16 protein-coding genes are annotated in these 16,931 nt (G+C 68.8%); 12 read left to right on the plus strand and 4 right to left on the minus strand.

Features of this window, described 5'->3' with window-relative positions:
• Positions 1 to 36: 36 nt before the first annotated feature.
• From M2352_RS25145 to M2352_RS25175, 7 genes are read left to right on the plus strand one after another with little or no spacing between them, the layout of a single operon-like run.
• Positions 37 to 1,029, plus strand: coding sequence for a TRAP transporter substrate-binding protein (locus tag M2352_RS25145; RefSeq protein WP_264667251.1), 993 nt, complete (start codon positions 37 to 39; stop codon positions 1,027 to 1,029).
• A 21-nt stretch (positions 1,030 to 1,050) separates the two neighbouring features.
• Positions 1,051 to 1,611, plus strand: coding sequence for a TRAP transporter small permease (locus M2352_RS25150; protein ID WP_264667252.1), 561 nt, complete (start codon positions 1,051 to 1,053; stop codon positions 1,609 to 1,611).
• Entirely contained in the window at positions 1,608 to 2,867 is a 1,260-nt protein-coding gene (locus M2352_RS25155; protein ID WP_264667253.1) for a TRAP transporter large permease, read from the plus strand. Before M2352_RS25150 ends, M2352_RS25155 begins: the two co-directional genes overlap by 4 nt.
• 13 nt (positions 2,868 to 2,880) lie before the next feature.
• A complete protein-coding gene (locus M2352_RS25160; RefSeq protein WP_264667254.1) occupies positions 2,881 to 3,789 on the plus strand; it encodes an NAD(P)-dependent oxidoreductase in 909 nt (302 codons plus the stop codon).
• 10 nt (positions 3,790 to 3,799) lie between these two features.
• Positions 3,800 to 4,759 carry a D-2-hydroxyacid dehydrogenase gene (locus M2352_RS25165; protein WP_264667255.1) on the plus strand — a complete coding sequence of 320 codons (960 nt, stop codon included), beginning with the start codon at positions 3,800 to 3,802 and terminating at the stop codon, positions 4,757 to 4,759.
• A 43-nt stretch (positions 4,760 to 4,802) separates the two neighbouring features.
• A complete protein-coding gene (gene tkt / locus M2352_RS25170; RefSeq protein ID WP_264667256.1) occupies positions 4,803 to 6,806 on the plus strand; it encodes a transketolase in 2,004 nt (667 codons plus the stop codon).
• Positions 6,803 to 8,083, plus strand: coding sequence for a glycerate kinase type-2 family protein (locus M2352_RS25175; RefSeq protein WP_264667257.1), 1,281 nt, complete (start codon positions 6,803 to 6,805; stop codon positions 8,081 to 8,083). Before tkt ends, M2352_RS25175 begins: the two co-directional genes overlap by 4 nt.
• Positions 8,084 to 8,192: 109 nt before the next feature.
• Here the strand turns inward: M2352_RS25175 and M2352_RS25180 are convergent, their stop codons facing one another.
• Complete coding sequence (locus tag M2352_RS25180) at positions 8,193 to 9,440, minus strand: Hsp70 family protein (RefSeq protein ID WP_264667258.1); 1,248 nt, start codon at positions 9,438 to 9,440, stop codon at positions 8,193 to 8,195.
• 65 nt (positions 9,441 to 9,505) lie between these two features.
• Complete coding sequence (locus M2352_RS25185; RefSeq protein ID WP_264667259.1) at positions 9,506 to 10,723, minus strand: MFS transporter; 1,218 nt, start codon at positions 10,721 to 10,723, stop codon at positions 9,506 to 9,508.
• 97 nt (positions 10,724 to 10,820) lie between these two features.
• Between M2352_RS25185 and M2352_RS25190 the strand changes: the two genes are divergently transcribed.
• The 3 genes from M2352_RS25190 to M2352_RS25200 all read left to right on the plus strand — a co-directional run bounded on the left by M2352_RS25190 (position 10,821) and on the right by M2352_RS25200 (position 13,301).
• Positions 10,821 to 11,750 carry a LysR family transcriptional regulator gene (locus M2352_RS25190; RefSeq protein WP_264667366.1) on the plus strand — a complete coding sequence of 310 codons (930 nt, stop codon included), beginning with the start codon at positions 10,821 to 10,823 and terminating at the stop codon, positions 11,748 to 11,750.
• A 368-nt stretch (positions 11,751 to 12,118) separates the two neighbouring features.
• Positions 12,119 to 12,550: a hypothetical protein gene (locus M2352_RS25195; protein WP_264667260.1), complete on the plus strand. Its 432-nt coding sequence runs from the start codon at positions 12,119 to 12,121 to the stop codon at positions 12,548 to 12,550.
• A 31-nt stretch (positions 12,551 to 12,581) separates the two neighbouring features.
• On the plus strand, positions 12,582 to 13,301 hold the full coding sequence (locus M2352_RS25200; protein WP_264667261.1) for a hypothetical protein: 720 nt from the start codon (positions 12,582 to 12,584) through the stop codon (positions 13,299 to 13,301).
• On the opposite strand, the gene M2352_RS25205 is transcribed toward M2352_RS25200, so the two are convergent.
• Positions 13,252 to 13,656 carry a DUF6524 family protein gene (locus tag M2352_RS25205; RefSeq protein ID WP_264667262.1) on the minus strand — a complete coding sequence of 135 codons (405 nt, stop codon included), beginning with the start codon at positions 13,654 to 13,656 and terminating at the stop codon, positions 13,252 to 13,254. The two genes, M2352_RS25200 and M2352_RS25205, sit on opposite strands and share 50 nt — an antisense overlap.
• Before the next feature lie 39 nt (positions 13,657 to 13,695).
• Positions 13,696 to 14,097: a DUF6524 family protein gene (locus tag M2352_RS25210; protein ID WP_264667263.1), complete on the minus strand. Its 402-nt coding sequence runs from the start codon at positions 14,095 to 14,097 to the stop codon at positions 13,696 to 13,698.
• A gap of 161 nt (positions 14,098 to 14,258) precedes the next feature.
• On the opposite strand from M2352_RS25210, the gene M2352_RS25215 reads away from it, so the two are divergent.
• Positions 14,259 to 15,386, plus strand: a complete 1,128-nt coding sequence (locus M2352_RS25215) for a hypothetical protein (protein WP_264667264.1) — start codon at positions 14,259 to 14,261, stop codon at positions 15,384 to 15,386.
• Positions 15,383 to 16,885, plus strand: a complete 1,503-nt coding sequence (locus M2352_RS25220) for an ATP-binding cassette domain-containing protein (RefSeq protein WP_264667265.1) — start codon at positions 15,383 to 15,385, stop codon at positions 16,883 to 16,885. Before M2352_RS25215 ends, M2352_RS25220 begins: the two co-directional genes overlap by 4 nt.
• Positions 16,886 to 16,931 lie beyond the last annotated feature (46 nt).

Below are 16,931 nucleotides of genomic sequence, written 5' to 3' on the forward strand. Positions count from 1 at the left end.
CAACGAAGAACACATCAATCCAAGGGAGAGAACGTTATGAAGAAGGCTTTTCTGCCGCTGCTGGCCGGCGCCGTCCTGGCCGCCGCCCCCGTGGCCCTGGCACCGGCGTGGGCGCAGCAGGTGCTGCGTCTGGCCCACAACGCCGCACCGGGCAACCCGAAATCCGACGCCTCCCTGAAATTCGCCGAGCTTGTGCAGCAGAAGACCAACGGGCGCATCAAGGTGGAGGTGGGCGGCAGCGCCCAGTACGGCGACGATACCGAAGCGCTGACCAACATGCGTCTGGGCACGCTGGCGTTCAGCGCCAATTCCCAGGGCACCACGTCGGGCATCGTGCCGCAGTTCGCGGTGCTGGGCCTGCCCTTCCTGTTCCAGGATCTGCCGCAGGCGTGGAAGGTGATGGACGGCCCCGCCGGCGACAAGCTGAAGGAACTGGCGCGGCAAAAGGGTCTGGTGGTCCTGGCGTTCTGGGACAACGGCATCCGCCACGTGTCCAACAACGTGCGCCCCATCACCAGGCCCGAGGATCTGGCCGGGGTAAAGGTCCGCACGCCCCCCGATCCCATCACGGTGGACATCTTCAAGGCGCTGGGCGCCAACCCCACGCCCATGCCCTTCTCCGAACTCTACATCGCGCTTCAGCAGGGCGTGGTGGACGGGCAGGAGAACCCGCTGATGAACATCTATTCGTCCAAGCTGCACGAGGTGCAGAAGTACGTCTCCCTGACCGGCCACAAGTATGAAGCGACCCCGCTGCTGGCGAGCCGGATGATCTTCGACACCCTGTCGAAGGACGATCAGAAGGCGGTCATGGACGCGGCGGCGGAGGCCGGAGTCTTCAACCGCACCGCCTCGCAGAAGGCCGACGCCGACCTGCGCGGCACGATGGAAGCGGCGGGCGTGAAATTCAACACCGTCGATCCCGCCCCCTTCGCCGCCAAGACCCAGAGCGTCTATGCCAAGTGGGAGGCCGAGTATCCCGATCTGGTCAAGCTGGTGCGCAAGGAAGCCGCCGCCGCCAGGAACTGACGCCAGGGAGACGAGGCGCTGATGATGCTGTCCCATGACCGGGAGGATGGTGTGGCGGGGGTTCCCGCCACACTCCTCCACGCAGCGGACACGGCCATCGCCGTGACCGCCGCCACCGCCGCCATCCTGTCCCTGGTGCTGCTGTTCCTGTCGCTGATGGCCGAAGTGATCGTGCGCTATCTGACGACCCAGGGGCTGGGGTGGCCGTCGGAAATGCCCAACATCCTGTTTCCCTGGCTGGTGATGGGCGGCGTGGTGCTGGCCGCCCAGCACGGCGCCCACATCTCGGTCACGCTGACGCTGGACCTGCTCGGCCGGCCCATGGCCCGCGCCCTGCTGCTGGCGATGCAGGCGGTGGTGGCCGCCACCTTCTTCTACCTCACCTACATGGGCTTCGCCGTGCTGGAGATCACCGGCTCGGAGGTGTTCCCGGTCACCGGCATCTCATCGCGCTGGGCCTATCTGGCGCTGATCGCCGGTTTTGCCGGGGTGGGGCTGACGGCGGTCATCACCTTCCTGCGCCTGCTGAGCGCCGACGATCCCCGCGCCGTGCGCGCCACCAACCCGGAGGACGAGGTATGACCCTCATCATGGTCGGTGTCTTCGGGGTTCTGCTGCTGCTGGCCTTCCCCGTGGGCTATGCCCTGATCATCAGCTCCGGTGCCGCGGTGATGACCGTGGGCGCGGTGCCGACGGTGATTTCGGTGGTGAAGCTGTTCCAGCCGACGCAGAGCTTCCCCCTGCTCGCCATCCCGTTCTTCGTGCTGTCGGGGGCGCTGATGATGAGCGGCACGCTGGGGCAGCGGCTGGTGCGCTTCGCCGCCGCCCTGGTGGGCAAGTATCCCGGCGGTCTGGCACAGGTGACGGTGGTGGGGTCCACCATCTTCGGCGGGGTGTCGGGATCGGCGGTGGCCGAAGCCTCGGCGCTGGGGTCCATGCTGATCCCGTGGCAGAAGCGCGAGGGGTATCCCGCGGCCTTCGGCGCCGCCACCACCGCCGCGTCGTCGGTGATCGCCGGGCTGATCCCGCCGTCGATCCCGCTGATCCTGTTCGCCGCGGTGTCCAACGCCTCCATCGCGTCGCTGTTCCTGGCCGGCATCCTGCCGGGGCTGATGCTGGCGGCGGGCATGATGATGGTGTGCTACGTCAGCGGCCGTCTGCGCAACTTCCCCCGGCTGCAAAGCGGGGGCGGGTGGCGTGCCCTGGCCCACACCACGGTGGCCGCACTGCCGGCGCTGCTGATGCCGGCGTTCATCCTGATCCTGCTGCGCTTCGGCATCGCCACCCCGACCGAGGTGAGCGTGATCGCCGTCGCCTATGCCCTGCTGGTCAGCGCGCTCATCTACCGCGACCTGACCGTCAAGCGGGTGATGGCGGCGCTGACCGGCACGGTCATCACCACCGGCGTGGTGATGCTGGTGATCGCCGCCTCCAATCTGGTGGGCTACGTGCTGATCATGGAGGCCATCCCCAACGCGGTGGCCGACTACGCCCGCACGGTGCTGAAGGAGCCGTGGCTGATCATCCTGGCCATGAACCTGATCATGCTGGTGGTGGGCATGTTCCTCGACCTGCCGGCGGCCATCCTGCTGCTGGGGCCGACCTTCGTGGCGGTGGGGCACACCATCGGGCTGGATCTGATCCAGTTGGGCGTGATGATGGCGGTGAACCTCAGCATCGGGCTGTTCACCCCGCCCATCGGCACCACGCTGTTCGTGTCGGCGGCGATTTCCCGCGAACCCATCGGGGCCATCGTGCGCGAGCTGTGGCCGTTCTATCTGGTGGCGCTGACCGTGCTGTTCCTGATGTCCTACATCCCCGCCTTCACGCTGTATTGAGGATACGCCGATCATGACGACGGTTGGATTTATCGGGCTGGGATCCATGGGTCTGCCCATGGCGCGCAACCTGCTGAACCGCGGCTTCGCCGTGCGGGGGTTCGACGTGAAGGCCGGCAGCCTGACGGCGCTGGAACAGGCCGGCGGCACCTCCGCCGCCGATGCCGCCGACGCCGCCCGCGGGGCCGGCGTGCTGGTGCTGATGGTGGTCAACGCCGCCCAGGCCGATGCGGTGCTGTTCGACGCCGGAGCTGCCGCGGCGCTGTCCCCCGGCGGGGTGGTGATCCTGATGGCCACCTGCCCGCCGGGGACGGTGGCGGCCCTGGCCGCGAAGGTGGAGGCGGCGGGGCGCCGCTTCCTGGATGCGCCCGTGTCGGGGGGCGTGGTGGGGGCGGTCGCCGGCAGCCTGACCATCATGGCCGCCGGTGCCCCCGCCACCTATGCCGCCGCCCGCCCGGTGCTGGAGGCCATGGGCCAGCGCCTGTTCCATGTGGGGGAACAGCCGGGCCAGGGGGCGGCGGTCAAGACGGTCAACCAGCTTCTCTGCGGCGTCCACATCGCCGTCACGGCGGAAGCCTTCGCGCTCGCCGCCAAGGCCGGCGTCGATCCGGCGGTGTTGCTGGAGATCATGGGCGGATCGTCGGCGGCAAGCTGGATGCTGAAGGACCGCGGTCCGCGGATGCTGGAGGCGGAGCCGCACGTCACCAGTGCGGTGGACATCTTCGTCAAGGATCTGGGCATCGTGCTGGAAGCGGGACGGGAGGCCAAGGCCGCCCTGCCCCTGGCGGCGGCGGCGCACCAGATGTTCCTCGCCACGTCGGGCCGGGGGGAAGGGGCGATGGACGACAGCCAGGTCATCCGCAGCTATCACGCCGTGAACGGCACCCATCCGGGGGGCACCCGCCCCGGCGGCGCGGCGTGAGGGCGTGTCCATGACCGAGCGCATCGTCATCCTCGACCACGACACGCTGGGCGCCGACGTGGTGCTGCGCCGCCCCAAGATCCCCCACACCTGGACCGTCCATGGCCGGACCGCGGCGGATGCGGTGGTGGAGCGGGCGGCGGACGCCACCGTTCTGGTGGTGAACAAGGTGCCCCTGGGCGCCGACACCATCGCCCGGCTGCCGCACCTGCGGTTCGTGGCGGTGGCGGCGACCGGGACCGACACCGTGGACCTCGCCGCCTGCCGGGCGCGGGGGATCGTGGTGTCCAACGTGCAGGGGTACGCCGTCCACACGGTGCCGGAGCATGTGTTCGCCCTGCTGCTGTCGCTGCGCCGCTCGCTGCCGGCCTATCGGGAGTCGGTGGCGGCGGGGGCGTGGCAGGCGGGCGGGCAGTTCACCCTGCTGTCCCATCCCATCCGCGACCTGCACGGGGCCACCCTGGGCATCGCCGGGTTCGGTGCCATCGGGCAGGCGGTGGGCCGCATCGCCGAAGCCTTCGGCATGCGGGTGATCCGCGCGGGCCGCAAGGGGGCGGACACCGACGCCCCCGGCATCGTGCCGTTCCATCGCTTCCTGGCCGAGAGCGACGTCATCACCCTGCACTGTCCCTTGACGCCAGCCACCCGCCACCTGCTGGACGACGATGCCTTTGCGCGGATGGAGCGGCGCCCGCTGGTCATCAACACCGCCCGCGGCGCGTTGATCGACGACGCGGCGCTGGTGCGGGCGCTGACGGGCGGGTTGATTTCCGGTGCCGCGGTGGACGCCACGGCGGTGGAGCCGCCCGCACCCGATCATCCCTTCATGGCGCTGGCCGGACGCCCGGATTTCCTGCTCACCCCGCACATCGGCTGGGCCAGCCGGGAGGCGCGGCAGGCCGTGGCCGATCAGGTCACCGCCGCCATCGGCGCGTTCGCCGCCGGTTCGCCCATCAACCGCGCCGCCTGAGGCGCGGCCCACTCCCCCCTTTTTCAAAGACAAGGATACGGTCATGACCCGCGCCACACCCCGGCGGCTGGCGGATGCGATCCGCTTTTTGTCCATGGACGCCATCGAACGGGCCGGTGAAGGCCATCCCGGCACGCCGCTGGGGGCCGCCGACATCGCCACCGCCCTGTTCACCCGCCATCTGCGTTTCAACCCCGCCGATCCCCACTGGTTCGACCGCGACCGCTTCGTGCAGTCCAACGGCCACGGGTCCATGCTGCTCTATTCCCTGCTGCATCTGGCGGGATACGAGAAGATGACGCTGGACGCCATCAAGGGGTTCCGCACCCTGGGTTCCCACGCCGCCGGCCATCCCGAGATCGACCAATCCATGGGGATCGAGGTCACCACCGGCCTGCTGGGCCAGGGCATTGCGAATGCCGCCGGCATGGCGGTGGCCGAGGCGTTCCTCAACCACCGTTTCGGCGACGGCATCGTCAACCACCACACCTATGCGCTGGTGGGCGACGGCTGCCTGCAGGAGGGCGTGGGGCAGGAGGTGATCGCGCTGGCCGGGCACCTGCGGCTGGGCAAGCTGATCTTTCTGTGGGACGACAACCGCATCACCGACGACGGCGCGATCGGCCTTGCCCTGTCCGACGACATGGCCGCCCGCTTCCGCGCCAGCCATTGGCATGTGGAGGAGGTGGACGGCCACGACATCGACGCGGTATCCGCCGCCATCGGCCGGGCCAAGGCCGATCCGCGCCCGTCGGTGGTGGTCTGCACCACCGCCATCGGGCGCGGCATCGCGCGGGTGGAGGGCACCCGCGCCGCCCACAGCGGGCGCCTGACCCGCGCCGACACCGACGCCGCCCGCGCCGCGCTGGACTGGCCCCATCCCCCCTTCGTGATCCCCGAGGATGTTTACGCCGGCTGGCGCGACCCCGGCGCCCGCGGGGCGGCGGAACAGCGGGCGTGGCAGGCCCGCGTCGATGCCCTGCCCCCCGCCGTCCGGGCGGAGTTCGAGCGGATGCGCGCCGGCGACCTGCCCGCCGGATGGCGGGACGCGCTGGCCGCCTTTGCCCGGCGGATGGCGGAAACGGGGCACAGCGATCACGGGTTCAAGCTGTCCGGCGACATCGTGGATCTGGTGGGGGAACTGATCCCCGAGATGCTGACCGGTGCCCCGGATCTGGAGGGGGCGACGCTGCACAAGCGCCGTCTGGCCGCCTTCACCGCCCATGACCGCGGCGGGCGCTACATCCATTACGGGGTGCGGGAACACGCCATGGGGTCGATGCTGAACGGCATGGCCGCCCACGGCGGGGTGGTGGCGACGGGCGTCACCTATCTGGCGTTTTGCGATTACGAACGCCCGGCGGTGCGGATGGCGGCGCTGATGGGGCTGCCGGTGGTGTTCGTGTTCACCCACGATTCCATCGGCATCGGGTCCAACGGCCCGACGCACCAGCCGGTGGAGGTGCTGGCGTCCCTGCGCGCCATCCCCAACATGCTGGTGCTGCGCCCCGCCGACGCGGTGGAGGCGGCGGAATGCTGGGAGATTGCGCTGGCCCACCGCGGTGGGCCGGCCTGTCTGGTGTTCTCCCGCCAGCCGCTGCCGCCGGTGCGGCGGGCACCCGCGGACGAAAACCTCAGCCGCCGCGGCGCCTATGTGCTGGCCGAGGCCGGGGGAGGGCCGCGCCGCGCCACCCTGCTGGCCACCGGGTCGGAAGTGGCGGTGGCGCTGGAGGCCCGCCGGCGGCTGGAAGCCGACGGCATCCCCACGGCGGTGGTGTCGATGCCGTGCTGGGCGCTGTTCGACGGGCAGGATGCGGGGTATCGCCGCACCGTCATCGACCGTGCTACCGTCCGTGTCGCGGTGGAGGCCGCGGTGGTCCAGGGCTGGGAACGCTACATCGGCGAGGACGGCGGTTTCGTCGGGATGAGCGGGTTCGGCGCCTCCGGCTCCGTGCCCGACCTCTACCGCCATTTCGGCATCACGCCCGACCGGGTGGTGGCCGAGGTGACGGCCCGTCTTTGCCCCGAACCACGAGAACCGGCATGACCACCCCCTCCTCCCCCCAGACCGATCCCCGCGGTTTCCTGCGCGCCTGTTTCGAGCGCGCGGTGTCGGCCTGCCGCCCCGCCGACATTCTGGCCGCCCACCTGCCGCCGCCGCCCGCCGGGCGCACGGTGGTGGTGGGGGCGGGCAAGGCGGCGGCGTCCATGGCCGCGGCGCTGGAGCAGCATTGGCCCAGTCCCCTGAGCGGCATGGTGGTGACCCGCCACGGCCACGGCGCGCCATGCCGTTCCATCCGGGTGGTGGAAGCGGGACACCCCAACCCCGACGCCGCCGGGGAACAGGCGGCGCGGGAGATGCTGGCGCTGCTGGACGGGCTGACCGGGCAGGATCTGGTGCTGTGCCTGCTGTCGGGCGGCGGGTCGTCGCTGCTGATGCTGCCACCCCCCGGCGTGACGCTGGCGGAGGTGAAAACGGTCAACAGCGCGCTGTTGAAGAGTGGTGCGCCGATCGAGGACATGAACCGCGTGCGCGCGGTGCTGTCGCGGCTGGGCGGCGGGCGGCTGTCGGTGGCGGCGTGGCCGGCGCCGGTGGTGACGCTGGCAATTTCCGACGTGCCGGGCGATGCGCCGGCCACCATCGCCTCCGGTCCCACGGTGGCCCCGGCGTCGGACGCGGCGACGGCGCGGATGGTGCTGAAGCGCTACGGCATCACGCCGCCGGACTCCATCGCCGCCTTTCTGGCGTCGGATGACGCGGCGATGCCGGATGGGGCGCACCCGGCGTTCGCTGCCGGCTCCTACCGCATGATGGCGACGGGGCTGTCGGCGCTGGAAGCGGCGGCGGCCCACGCACGGGCCTGCGGGGTGGAGCCGCTGATGCTGGGCGATGCCATCGAGGGCGAAGCGCGGGAAGTGGGCACGGCGATGGCCGGCATCGCCACCGCCGCGCGCCGCGGGGCCACGTCTTTGCCGCGCCCCTGCCTGATCCTGTCGGGCGGGGAAACCAGCGTCAGCGTGCGCGGCCAGGGCCGGGGCGGGCGGAACGCGGAATTCCTGCTCGGCTTCGCCCTGGGCATTGCAGGGGTTGACGGCATCACGGCGCTCGCCTGCGACACCGACGGCATCGACGGGTCGGAGGACAACGCGGGTGCTCTGGCCGACGGTCAATCGGCGGCGCGCGCACGGGCCGCCGGCCTGGACCCGCGGGACCGTTTGGCCGACAACGACGCCTACACGGTCTTCGCCACCCTGAACGATCTTGTCGTCACGGGACCGACGTTGACCAACGTGAACGACTTCCGCGCCATTTTGGTTCTATAGATGGGATGCAAGGGCTACCGCCCTTGCCGGGGCACCGGGGCAGCGCCCCGGTAACCTTTTAAAATGCCCTCAGACGGCGGCCGGATACCGGGTCCAATGCCCCCCGGTATCAGGCGTGGTTCATCGCATCCCGCACCAGCCCATACCCCACGCTGGTAAAGACGTCGGTGTGCACGATCCGCCCCGGATCGAACACGTCGGTGAAGCCCTGCTTGACGGCGCGCACCAGCGTCGTGCCGCCGGTGAGGAACACGCGGTCCACCCCGTCGGGGGCGATGCCGGCCTGCCGCAGCGCCTCGTGCAGCGCGTGGGTGATGCCGTTGACCAGCGGTTCGGCGTTGTCCTCGAACTCGGCGCGGGGGATGGCGAGCTGGAAGGGATCTTCGAAGATGTCCATGTCCAGCACGGCGGTTTCGGCGGACGAGAGCGCCTTCTTGGAGCTTTCCACCAGACCGGAGAATTCGAAGAAAAGCTGGTTTTCCGCCAGCTCGATCAGGCGCCCGACCTTCTCCGGTTCCTCCGACACCTGCAACAGCGAGCGCAGCTCGTTGAGGTTCTTGCGTTCCAGCAGGTTGTTGAACAGGTGCCAGCGGGCCAGCCAGGTGAAGTAATGGACGGGGAACGGCAGCCGCTTGTCCAGGCTGCGGAACAGGGTGCCCTTGCCCATCTGCGGTGCGACGAACGCATCGATGATGGAGGCGTCGAAGTTGTCGCCGCCGATGTAGGTGCCGTGGTTGCCCAGGATGTCGCCGCGGCGGTCCAGCCCCTGGCGCCCCGGCCCCACGCGCACGATGCTGAAGTCCGACGTACCGCCGCCGATGTCGGCGACGACGATCAGTTCTTCCGTGCTCACCGTCGCCTCATAGGCAAGCGCGGCGGCGATGGGTTCGTACTGGAACGACACGCTGGCGAAGCCGGCGGCCCTGGCCGCCTTTTCCAGCCGGTCCTGCGCCTGGCGGTCCAGCGCGTCGTCGTCGTCGTTGAAGCGCACCGGGCGGCCCATGACCACATGGTCCACCGCTTCCCCGCCCGTCGTCTCCAGGGCGGTGCGGAAGGTGGACAGGATGACGGCGATCAGGTCTTCCAGTTCGTATTCGCGCCCGCCCAGGCGGGTGACCACGCGGTCCTTGCGGCCCAGATAGGTTTTCAGCGAGCGCATGTAGCGCCCGGTCTGGCCGGCGCGCAAAGCGGCGTCGGCCCGGTGGCCCACCGCGAAGTCCTTGGCATCGGCGTCGAAGAACAGAACCGTGGGGGTGGCCAGCGCGCCATCCCCCAGTTCCACCATGGACACCGCCCCGCCGCGCACCACCCCGCCGGTGGAATTGGTGGTGCCGAAGTCGATTCCCGCCACAGCCATGGCCCTGCCCTTCCCGATCCCGTCCGCCAAAGGGCGCGGACCCTACTCTCAAGGTGCTCGGCGGGTCAAGACGCCCGGACGGGCCACACCCGGATGAGCAGGGCTGCAAGGGCGGCGGAGACGGCGAGCGCGGTCACCCCCATCCACCCGAACGCCGCCAGCATCTGGCTGCCCAGCGCCGCACCAACGGCCATGCCGACGAACATGGTGGCCATCAGCACCGCGTTCAGCCGGCTGCGCGCCGCCGGGTCGATGCCGTAGATGATGGTCTGGTGGGCGATCAGCGCCGCCTGGATGCCGAGGTCGAAGCCGACGGCGCTGACCATCACCAGCCACAACTGCCCCTGCGCCGGCACCAGGGGCGACAGGCCCATGATGGCGAAGGACACGGCGGCGATGCCGGCGCCCAGACGCGTCACCAGTTCCGGCCCCCGCCGGTCGGCGATACGCCCGGCGATGGGGGCGGCCAGCGCACCCGCGGCCCCGGCCAGACCGAAGGCCCCGGCCACCGCCGGCCCCAGGTGGAAGGGTTCGGCGTGCAGCATCACCGCCAGCGTGGACCAGAAGGCGCTGAAGCCCACGGCCAGCATCCCCTGGGCCGCCGCCGCCCGGCGCAGCGACCGATGCCGCGATGCAAGCGTGAACAGGGAACCGATCAGCGCGCCGTACCCCAGTTCGGTCACCGGGGGGAAACGCGGCAATCCCCGCCGCAGCGCCACCCCCAGCACGGCCACGCCGGCGGCGGCCACCAGGAACATGCTGCGCCAGCCGAACTGTTCCGCCACCACGCCGCTGACCACGCGGGACAGCAGGATGCCCAGCAGCAGGCCGGTCATGACCATGCCCACCACCTTGCCGCGCTGCTCCGCCGGGGCCAGGGTGGCCGCCGCCGGCACGATGTCCTGCGCCAGCGTGGCCGCCAGCCCCAGCGACAGGCTGGCCACCAGCAGAAAGCCGATGGACGGCGACAGCCCGGCCAGCACCAAGGCTGCGCACAGGATCATGGCCTTGATGGTCATGATGCGGCGGCGGTCCCAGCGGTCGCCCAGCGGGGCCAGCAGCGCCAGCCCGGCGGCATAGCCGATCTGGGTCAGGGTGGGCACCCACCCGACCGCCTGTTCCCCGGCCCCCAGGTCGGCGCCCAGCATGCCCAGCATGGGCTGGCTGTAATAGAGCGAGGCCACCGCCATGCCAGCCCCGGTGGCGAGCAGCAGAATGGGCGGACGGGCCGCGGGCACGGCGGCTTTTTGCGCCGCGTCATGCGTGGTTTGAATGGATGTCATGGCAGGAAACCCCCGACTGAATCGCTGGGCGGAGTATGGCCGCGGAAAACCTGTGCCGGTAGCCGGATGGGGCGTAGAAGTGTTATACGTGATCCGTATGAACACCGATGCCCTGACCGCCGCCACCGCCGACCGGGTGGCCTTGCTGGAAACCTTCGTCCGCATCGTGGAGGCGGGCAGCCTGTCCGCCGCCGCCGCGCAGATGGGCAGCACCCAGCCCACCGTCAGCCGCCGCCTGCAGACGCTGGAACGGATGCTGGGGGTGCGGCTGCTGCAACGGTCCACCCACGCCATGACCCTGACCGACGACGGGGCGCGCTGCTACGAACGGGCCAAGGAGCTGGTGGCCGGCTGGCAGAGCTTCGAAAGCGACCTGCGCGGCACGCGGGAGGAGGCCGCCGGCCTGCTGCGCGTGGTGGTGCCCCACGCCTTCGGCCAGCACCAGATGATCCCGCCGCTGGTGGATTTTCTGAAGCACCATCCCCGCATGGCGGTGGAATGGGTGCTGCAGGACCGCACGCCCGATTTCACGGCGGAGGGGATCGACTGCGCCATTCAGGTGGGAACCATCACCGACACGTCCGTCGTGGCGCTGCCGCTGGGAGAGGTGACGCGGATCGTGGTGGCGGCCCCGATGCTGCTGGACGGCCCCCCGCCCGCCGGGCCGGAGGAGCTGGCACGGCTGCCCTGGCTGGCGCTCCAGACCTTCTACCGCGACACGGTGGTGCTGACCCACGCGGCCACCGGGGAAACGGCGCGCTTTTCCATCCGCCCGCGGCTGTCCACCGACGGGCTTTACGCCCTGCGCGGGGCGGCGCTGCTGGGGCTGGGGGCGGCGGTGGTGTCGTCGTGGGCGGTGACCGAGGATATCGCCGCCGGGCGCCTGGTCCATCTGGCCCCCCAGTGGCGGGCGGGGGCGCTGCCGGTGCACCTGCTCTATCCGCCGGCCCGTTTCTATCCGGCCCGGCTGCGCCGCTTCATCGACATCATGCGCACGGCGGTGCCACGTGCGGTCGGTGGAGGGTAGAAGCCTCCACCGGAGTCTGGGGCAACGCAAAACACCCTTCCCGTGCACGATGCCGTCATGGCACGGCCGAAAGCTGCTTTGGAATAAAATTTTATGAACGCGCACCTTAAAGTACGCCGTCCCGTCGCTTCATAGAATTAAATTTCTGAGAAACGCTTATTAATACAAAGGCAAAGAAGAAAATTTTCGTCTTGAATTTGATAATAACAACGCAAGCAAAAGCCCCAAAAAATTGCTGAGCGACGTTGTTTTCTTCATTTTTTACTGGATAAGTTCGTCACACGGCACAATTCTGATCGCCATGGCGCACCCCGTCCGGCGGGGCGGTGTGGGTGGTCGATGACCATGGATTTTGGCCTGGAGCGTATATGTCTGAAACCGTCGAAGATTCTCGCCGCAAGTTTGCCGATCTGGTGAAACTCAACGGTATGTCCAGCAAGTACATCGAGCGGGACGCGGAACGCCGCGTTCTGGAAGACGGCGTTGTCCGGCTGGGGCTCTGCCTGGACGAGGCGCGCGGCGTGATGCGCGCCGTGGCGGAGGATAACGATTTCGTGTTCGAAAGCGACATCGACCGCCGCATCCGGCAGGTGCTGGACCGGCACGCGGGCAAAAAGGGAAAGATCAGCCGGCAGCAGTTCGAACAGACCGCCTCGATCCTGCGCGACTTCTCCAACGGCGCCATGGGCGAGGAAGAAGCGCGCAGCCACATCAAGCAAGTCATGATCGACAGCGGCTGGAAGCCCCGCCGCGCCGGCCTGATCCCCACCCGGCGCTGGTACAACAAGATCGAGACCTGAACACGGCCCCCCCGCCCCGCAGGAGATCCTGATGGACATTGTGGGATGGATCGCGTTCGGCCTGTCGCATGCCATCGTGCCGATCCTGATCGCAGCCCCGCTGCTGCTCTATCGCTGGGTCCGCGATACCGCGGTGCATTGGAAGGCCTATGGTGCCAAACGCGTCGGCGTCGTGGAAGTGAGCGGGTTGCTGATCGGCATCTGTCTTGCGGCCACCACGCCGCTGCCGGGCGGCCCGCTGACGTTCGATACGCTGCTCATGGCCGGCGGCCCATGGGATTTCGATGCGGCGGCCTTTGCCGAACTGGCGATCGAACGGGTTGGCTCGGCCCCCGACCGGCTCGCCGGACGGCTGATCGAGGACGACGAGCGGCTGAACCTGTCTTTGGGCATCGGTGTGGCGCTGCTGATCCTGGCCGTCCGCACCACGCTGGGATTCGTCCGCAGCGGCCGGCGCCGGGGCTGCCTGGCGGCGGCGATGGATCTGGTCATCGCCGTCATGACCGCGGTGTCCACGCTGTACGGGGTTCTGCTGACGCTGTGGCTGCTCAACCGGCTGAATTTCTGGGTGCTGGGGATGGCGATCCTGGCGGCTCAGGAATACCGGTACAATGTGATCGGCCTGTTCCACCGCCACCGCCACTTCCGCCTGCCGAGAGCCATGCTGCCACTGGGGGCACCGGTCACCACGGGCCGCCGGATCACGGTGGGGGGCTCAGCACATGGGACTGGCCGGAGATCCGGCGTTTGAAATGGGACCAGGAGACGCCGACCGACAGCACCAGCGACGCCAGGATCAGCACCAGATAGCCGCTCCAGAACGGCGCGTCGGGGGCCAGCAGCCCCACATGGCGCAGCGAGACGTAGCCGGTGACGAGAATCGCCAGCGCCGCCGCCGTCCCCGCCGCCCCCAGCGCCACCCAGGCGATGCGCAGATAGGCGGCGTAGATGGCAAGCAGGATCACGCTGACCGCAACCCTGACCGACAGCCGCGTTCCATCATCGCCACCAATCCACGCCGCATAGGAATAGCCGGAGGGATTCCACGTGGCGAACAGCAGCAGGAAGCAGCCCAGGGTGCGAATGAGATATCCGAAGCTTTTCACGGCGTCCCCTCAACGTGGGTCATGACGGCGGGCCGGGCGTCAGACCAGGCTTTGGGAATCCACCTGGCCGCTCAGACGGTAACGGATCAGCGACCAGGATTGCCCCGCCCCCAGCACCAGCGCAATCCCGGTCAGCAGTGTCAACGCGAAAACCGTCGGGTCATCCAGGTCGATCACCCCGTAATCCGACAGCACCCAAACGGCGGCGGCTGTCACCAGCACCACCAGCGAGACCCCGACCAGCCTCATCGACCGCCATGTCGCTTGCAGATGGATGAACAGCAAAAACGCCACGACCATGCCGGCAAACAATTTCGTTGCCCAGTCGCCTTCATAATCAACCACCCAATGGTAATAAGAATATCCAGATGGGTTATAAATACAAAATACCAAGAATACAGCAAACAGAAGGCGAACAATGAAACCAGCAGTGGTCATCATGAGAAAGCCCCCATTTCTGGAAAACGATAAACCCAATACCCAATTTATTCATGGCGAAATTGCAGTTTTACTGCAATGAAATTGTTTACAAAGGCGCCTTGAGCATGGCTTTATCGACAGAAGAAACACCGCGGAACGGATCACGGAGTAGGTCGCCGCCCGTGCGAATCGTCAATGTCCTGTTCGGCCGTCCGGCGGCGGTCATCGCCAGCCTCGCCTTGGCCGCCCTGTTCCTGTCGGCGGGGCGGGCAACGCTGCCGACGCGCGCCCAGCCCCCGTCGCTGGGCTACCGGGTGCCCGAAACCGCCGCGGCCGTGGCTGAAGCCTCGGGGCTGCCGGTGTTCCTGCTGCAGGCCAATCACGCCACCTTGCGGTCGGGCACCGCCCGCATCGGGGCGGGCGGGGCGGTGGACATTACCCTTTACGATCCGTCCGACCCCCGGCTGATCCACGGCAGCGAGGCGGTGCTGTTCAACACCGACCTGCGGGTTCTGTGGCTGCTGGCCACCGACGAGGAACGCACCGCCCTGCGCGAGGGACTCCAGACGGTGGGCCGCGGCCTGCGCGACGCGGTGGAGGCCGTGCTGCGTTCCCCGGAATTCACCGGTGCGTACCGCGACGAGCTGAAGGACATCGGGCGCCAGATCATCGAGGATGCATGGCGCGCGCCCGCCACCCGCGCCGCCTATGACGAGATGATCCGCAGCACCGAACCGCTGCTGCACGAAGCCGCCGGGCGCGAGGTCAAGGCCATCGTGGTCAAGCAGATCGAGCCGATGGTCTGGAATCTGATCAGCGCCAACATGGGCGTGGCGCTCGACGTGTTCCATTCCCAGCCGTGGGATTTCTCGCCGGTGGAGCACGCCATGGACGCGATCCAGCGCGAGGTGCGCGAACGCAACGTCCTGCAGCGGGCGTTGCAGCAGGTTCTGGACAGCTGGCAGGCCAAGGCGTTTCTCCAGACCGTCGCCGGCGCCGTGATGGATGCGGCGGCCGACAACCCCCGCCTGCGCGACGTGGCCGGGCGGATGGTCAACGATCCCCGGCTGGGCACGTATTTCGCCCCGGTGTCGGGGCCGGTGGCCGATCTGGCCCGGCTGGCTCCCAACATCCTGTTCGGGGTGCAGCCGGGGGTCGATCTCAACGCGCTGGCCGCCTTCACCTTCCAGGGCTTCATCTCCGGGCGGCCGGGACAGTTCATCGTGCTGATGAGCCCGCAGCAGCGCGAAGACATCCTGCGGCTCGATTCCTTCTCGCCCCGCCCCCTTCTGCACAGTGTGCTGCCATGACCCGCACCGCCCACACGCTCGTCATCGACGGGCTGACCATCCACCGGCCTTCCGGCGACCTGCTGGTGCGCGACGCCACCTTCACCATCGGCCCCGCCGAGGTGGTGCTGCTGGTGGGGCCCAGCGGGTCGGGCAAATCCACCATCGTCAAGCTGCTGGGCGGGCTGCTGGAAACCGGCACCGGCGGCTGGCGGGTCGCCGGGCGGCTGGAGTGCGGCGGTGCGGCGGTGGATCTGGGGGCCGAGCGCAGCACCGTGGGCGGCATCGTGTTCCAGGATCACGCGCTGTTCAACGACCTGAGCGCACTGGAAAACCTGCGCATCGCCGCCGACCACGCCCGCCACCGCCCCGACGCCGGGCTGATCGCCGACGCCACGGCCCTGCTGGGCGACATCGCGCCCGACAAATCGGTGGCATCGTGCAGCGGCGGCCAGCGCCAGCGTCTGGCCATCGCCCGCACGCTGCTGGCCGACCGCCCGGTGCTGCTGTTCGACGAGCCGAACTCCGGCCTGGACGTCGCCATGGCCCGGCGGCTGGGGGAACTGATCCGCGACCTGTGCCGGACCATGGGAAAGCCGGCGCTGATCGTGGCCCACCACGTCAAGGATCTGCTGCCGGTCGCCGACCGGGTTCTGCTGTTCGACACCCGCCGCCGCTGTCTGGTCGAGGTTCCCCGCGATGCCGAGGCGATCGAGGCGGAACTGCTGAAGCTGGACGGCACGGCCGCCCACCCCGCCCGCCCGCAGGCACGGCGCCGTTCGTGGCCGGACGCCATCGGGCACCGTCCGCGGGGGTACTGGTTCGGGCGCTACATGGCCGAATATTTCTGGGAGCTGTGCGTCTCGCCGCTGATGCTGGTCTACATGGGGGCCGGGGCGCTGATCATGGGCTTCGTGTCCATGTGGTTCGGCTTCCACTACAACTCCTTCGGCGGCTATCTGAAATCGCTGCTCCACGACGAAACCCTGGTGGGGCTGGGGCTGGTTCAGGGGACGGTGGCGGTGCCGCTCATCAGCAGCATCCTGTTCGTCGCCCGCAACAACGCCATCATCGCCGCCGACATCGGCAACCGGGTGCTGTCGTCGCAGTTCCAGGCCATGGACAATCTGCGGATCACCGCCCGCGGCTACATCGTGTCGGCGATTCTGGTCAACATGGTGATCGGGTCGCTGATGCTGCTGGTCTTGTCCCTGGGCATGGCGAGCTGGGCGTCGATGCAGACGTGGCACGTGCAGTTCCCCATGCAGAATTTCGAACTGTGGCGCAGCCAGTTCTTCCGCAAGCTGCTGCCCGACGGCATCCACCCCGCCCCCAGCATGATGTGGGTGCTGCTGAAGGTGGCGCTGAGCGCGCTGCTGGCCGGGGGGGCCGCCATCGTCATCGGCGGCGGCCGGAAGGAATCGGTTCTGGAAATCAACACCGCCATCGCGCGGGCGATCATCGTCGGCGTCACCCTGACCCTGGCGGTCCATGCGGTGATTTCGGTGCTGACCCTGTGACCCCGGCAGCCGGGCCATGAAGAAACCATCCCAAAACGAACGAGGC

This window comes from Azospirillum fermentarium, from assembly GCF_025961205.1.
Taxonomy (GTDB): domain Bacteria; phylum Pseudomonadota; class Alphaproteobacteria; order Azospirillales; family Azospirillaceae; genus Azospirillum; species Azospirillum fermentarium.

Bases quoted from the DNA above. Each gene is read 5' to 3' on its own strand.
- M2352_RS25145 (WP_264667251.1), top strand. From the start codon at position 37: ATGAAGAAGGCTTTTCTGCCGCTGCTGGCCGGCGCCGTCCTGGCCGCC.
- M2352_RS25150 (WP_264667252.1), top strand. From the start codon at position 1,051: ATGATGCTGTCCCATGACCGGGAGGATGGTGTGGCGGGGGTTCCCGCC.
- M2352_RS25155 (WP_264667253.1), top strand. From the start codon at position 1,608: ATGACCCTCATCATGGTCGGTGTCTTCGGGGTTCTGCTGCTGCTGGCC.
- M2352_RS25160 (WP_264667254.1), top strand. From the start codon at position 2,881: ATGACGACGGTTGGATTTATCGGGCTGGGATCCATGGGTCTGCCCATG.
- M2352_RS25165 (WP_264667255.1), top strand. From the start codon at position 3,800: ATGACCGAGCGCATCGTCATCCTCGACCACGACACGCTGGGCGCCGAC.
- tkt (WP_264667256.1), top strand. From the start codon at position 4,803: ATGACCCGCGCCACACCCCGGCGGCTGGCGGATGCGATCCGCTTTTTG.
- M2352_RS25175 (WP_264667257.1), top strand. From the start codon at position 6,803: ATGACCACCCCCTCCTCCCCCCAGACCGATCCCCGCGGTTTCCTGCGC.
- M2352_RS25180 (WP_264667258.1), bottom strand. From the start codon at position 9,440: ATGGCTGTGGCGGGAATCGACTTCGGCACCACCAATTCCACCGGCGGG.
- M2352_RS25185 (WP_264667259.1), bottom strand. From the start codon at position 10,723: ATGACATCCATTCAAACCACGCATGACGCGGCGCAAAAAGCCGCCGTG.
- M2352_RS25190 (WP_264667366.1), top strand. From the start codon at position 10,821: ATGAACACCGATGCCCTGACCGCCGCCACCGCCGACCGGGTGGCCTTG.
- M2352_RS25195 (WP_264667260.1), top strand. From the start codon at position 12,119: ATGTCTGAAACCGTCGAAGATTCTCGCCGCAAGTTTGCCGATCTGGTG.
- M2352_RS25200 (WP_264667261.1), top strand. From the start codon at position 12,582: ATGGACATTGTGGGATGGATCGCGTTCGGCCTGTCGCATGCCATCGTG.
- M2352_RS25210 (WP_264667263.1), bottom strand. From the start codon at position 14,097: ATGATGACCACTGCTGGTTTCATTGTTCGCCTTCTGTTTGCTGTATTC.
- M2352_RS25220 (WP_264667265.1), top strand. From the start codon at position 15,383: ATGACCCGCACCGCCCACACGCTCGTCATCGACGGGCTGACCATCCAC.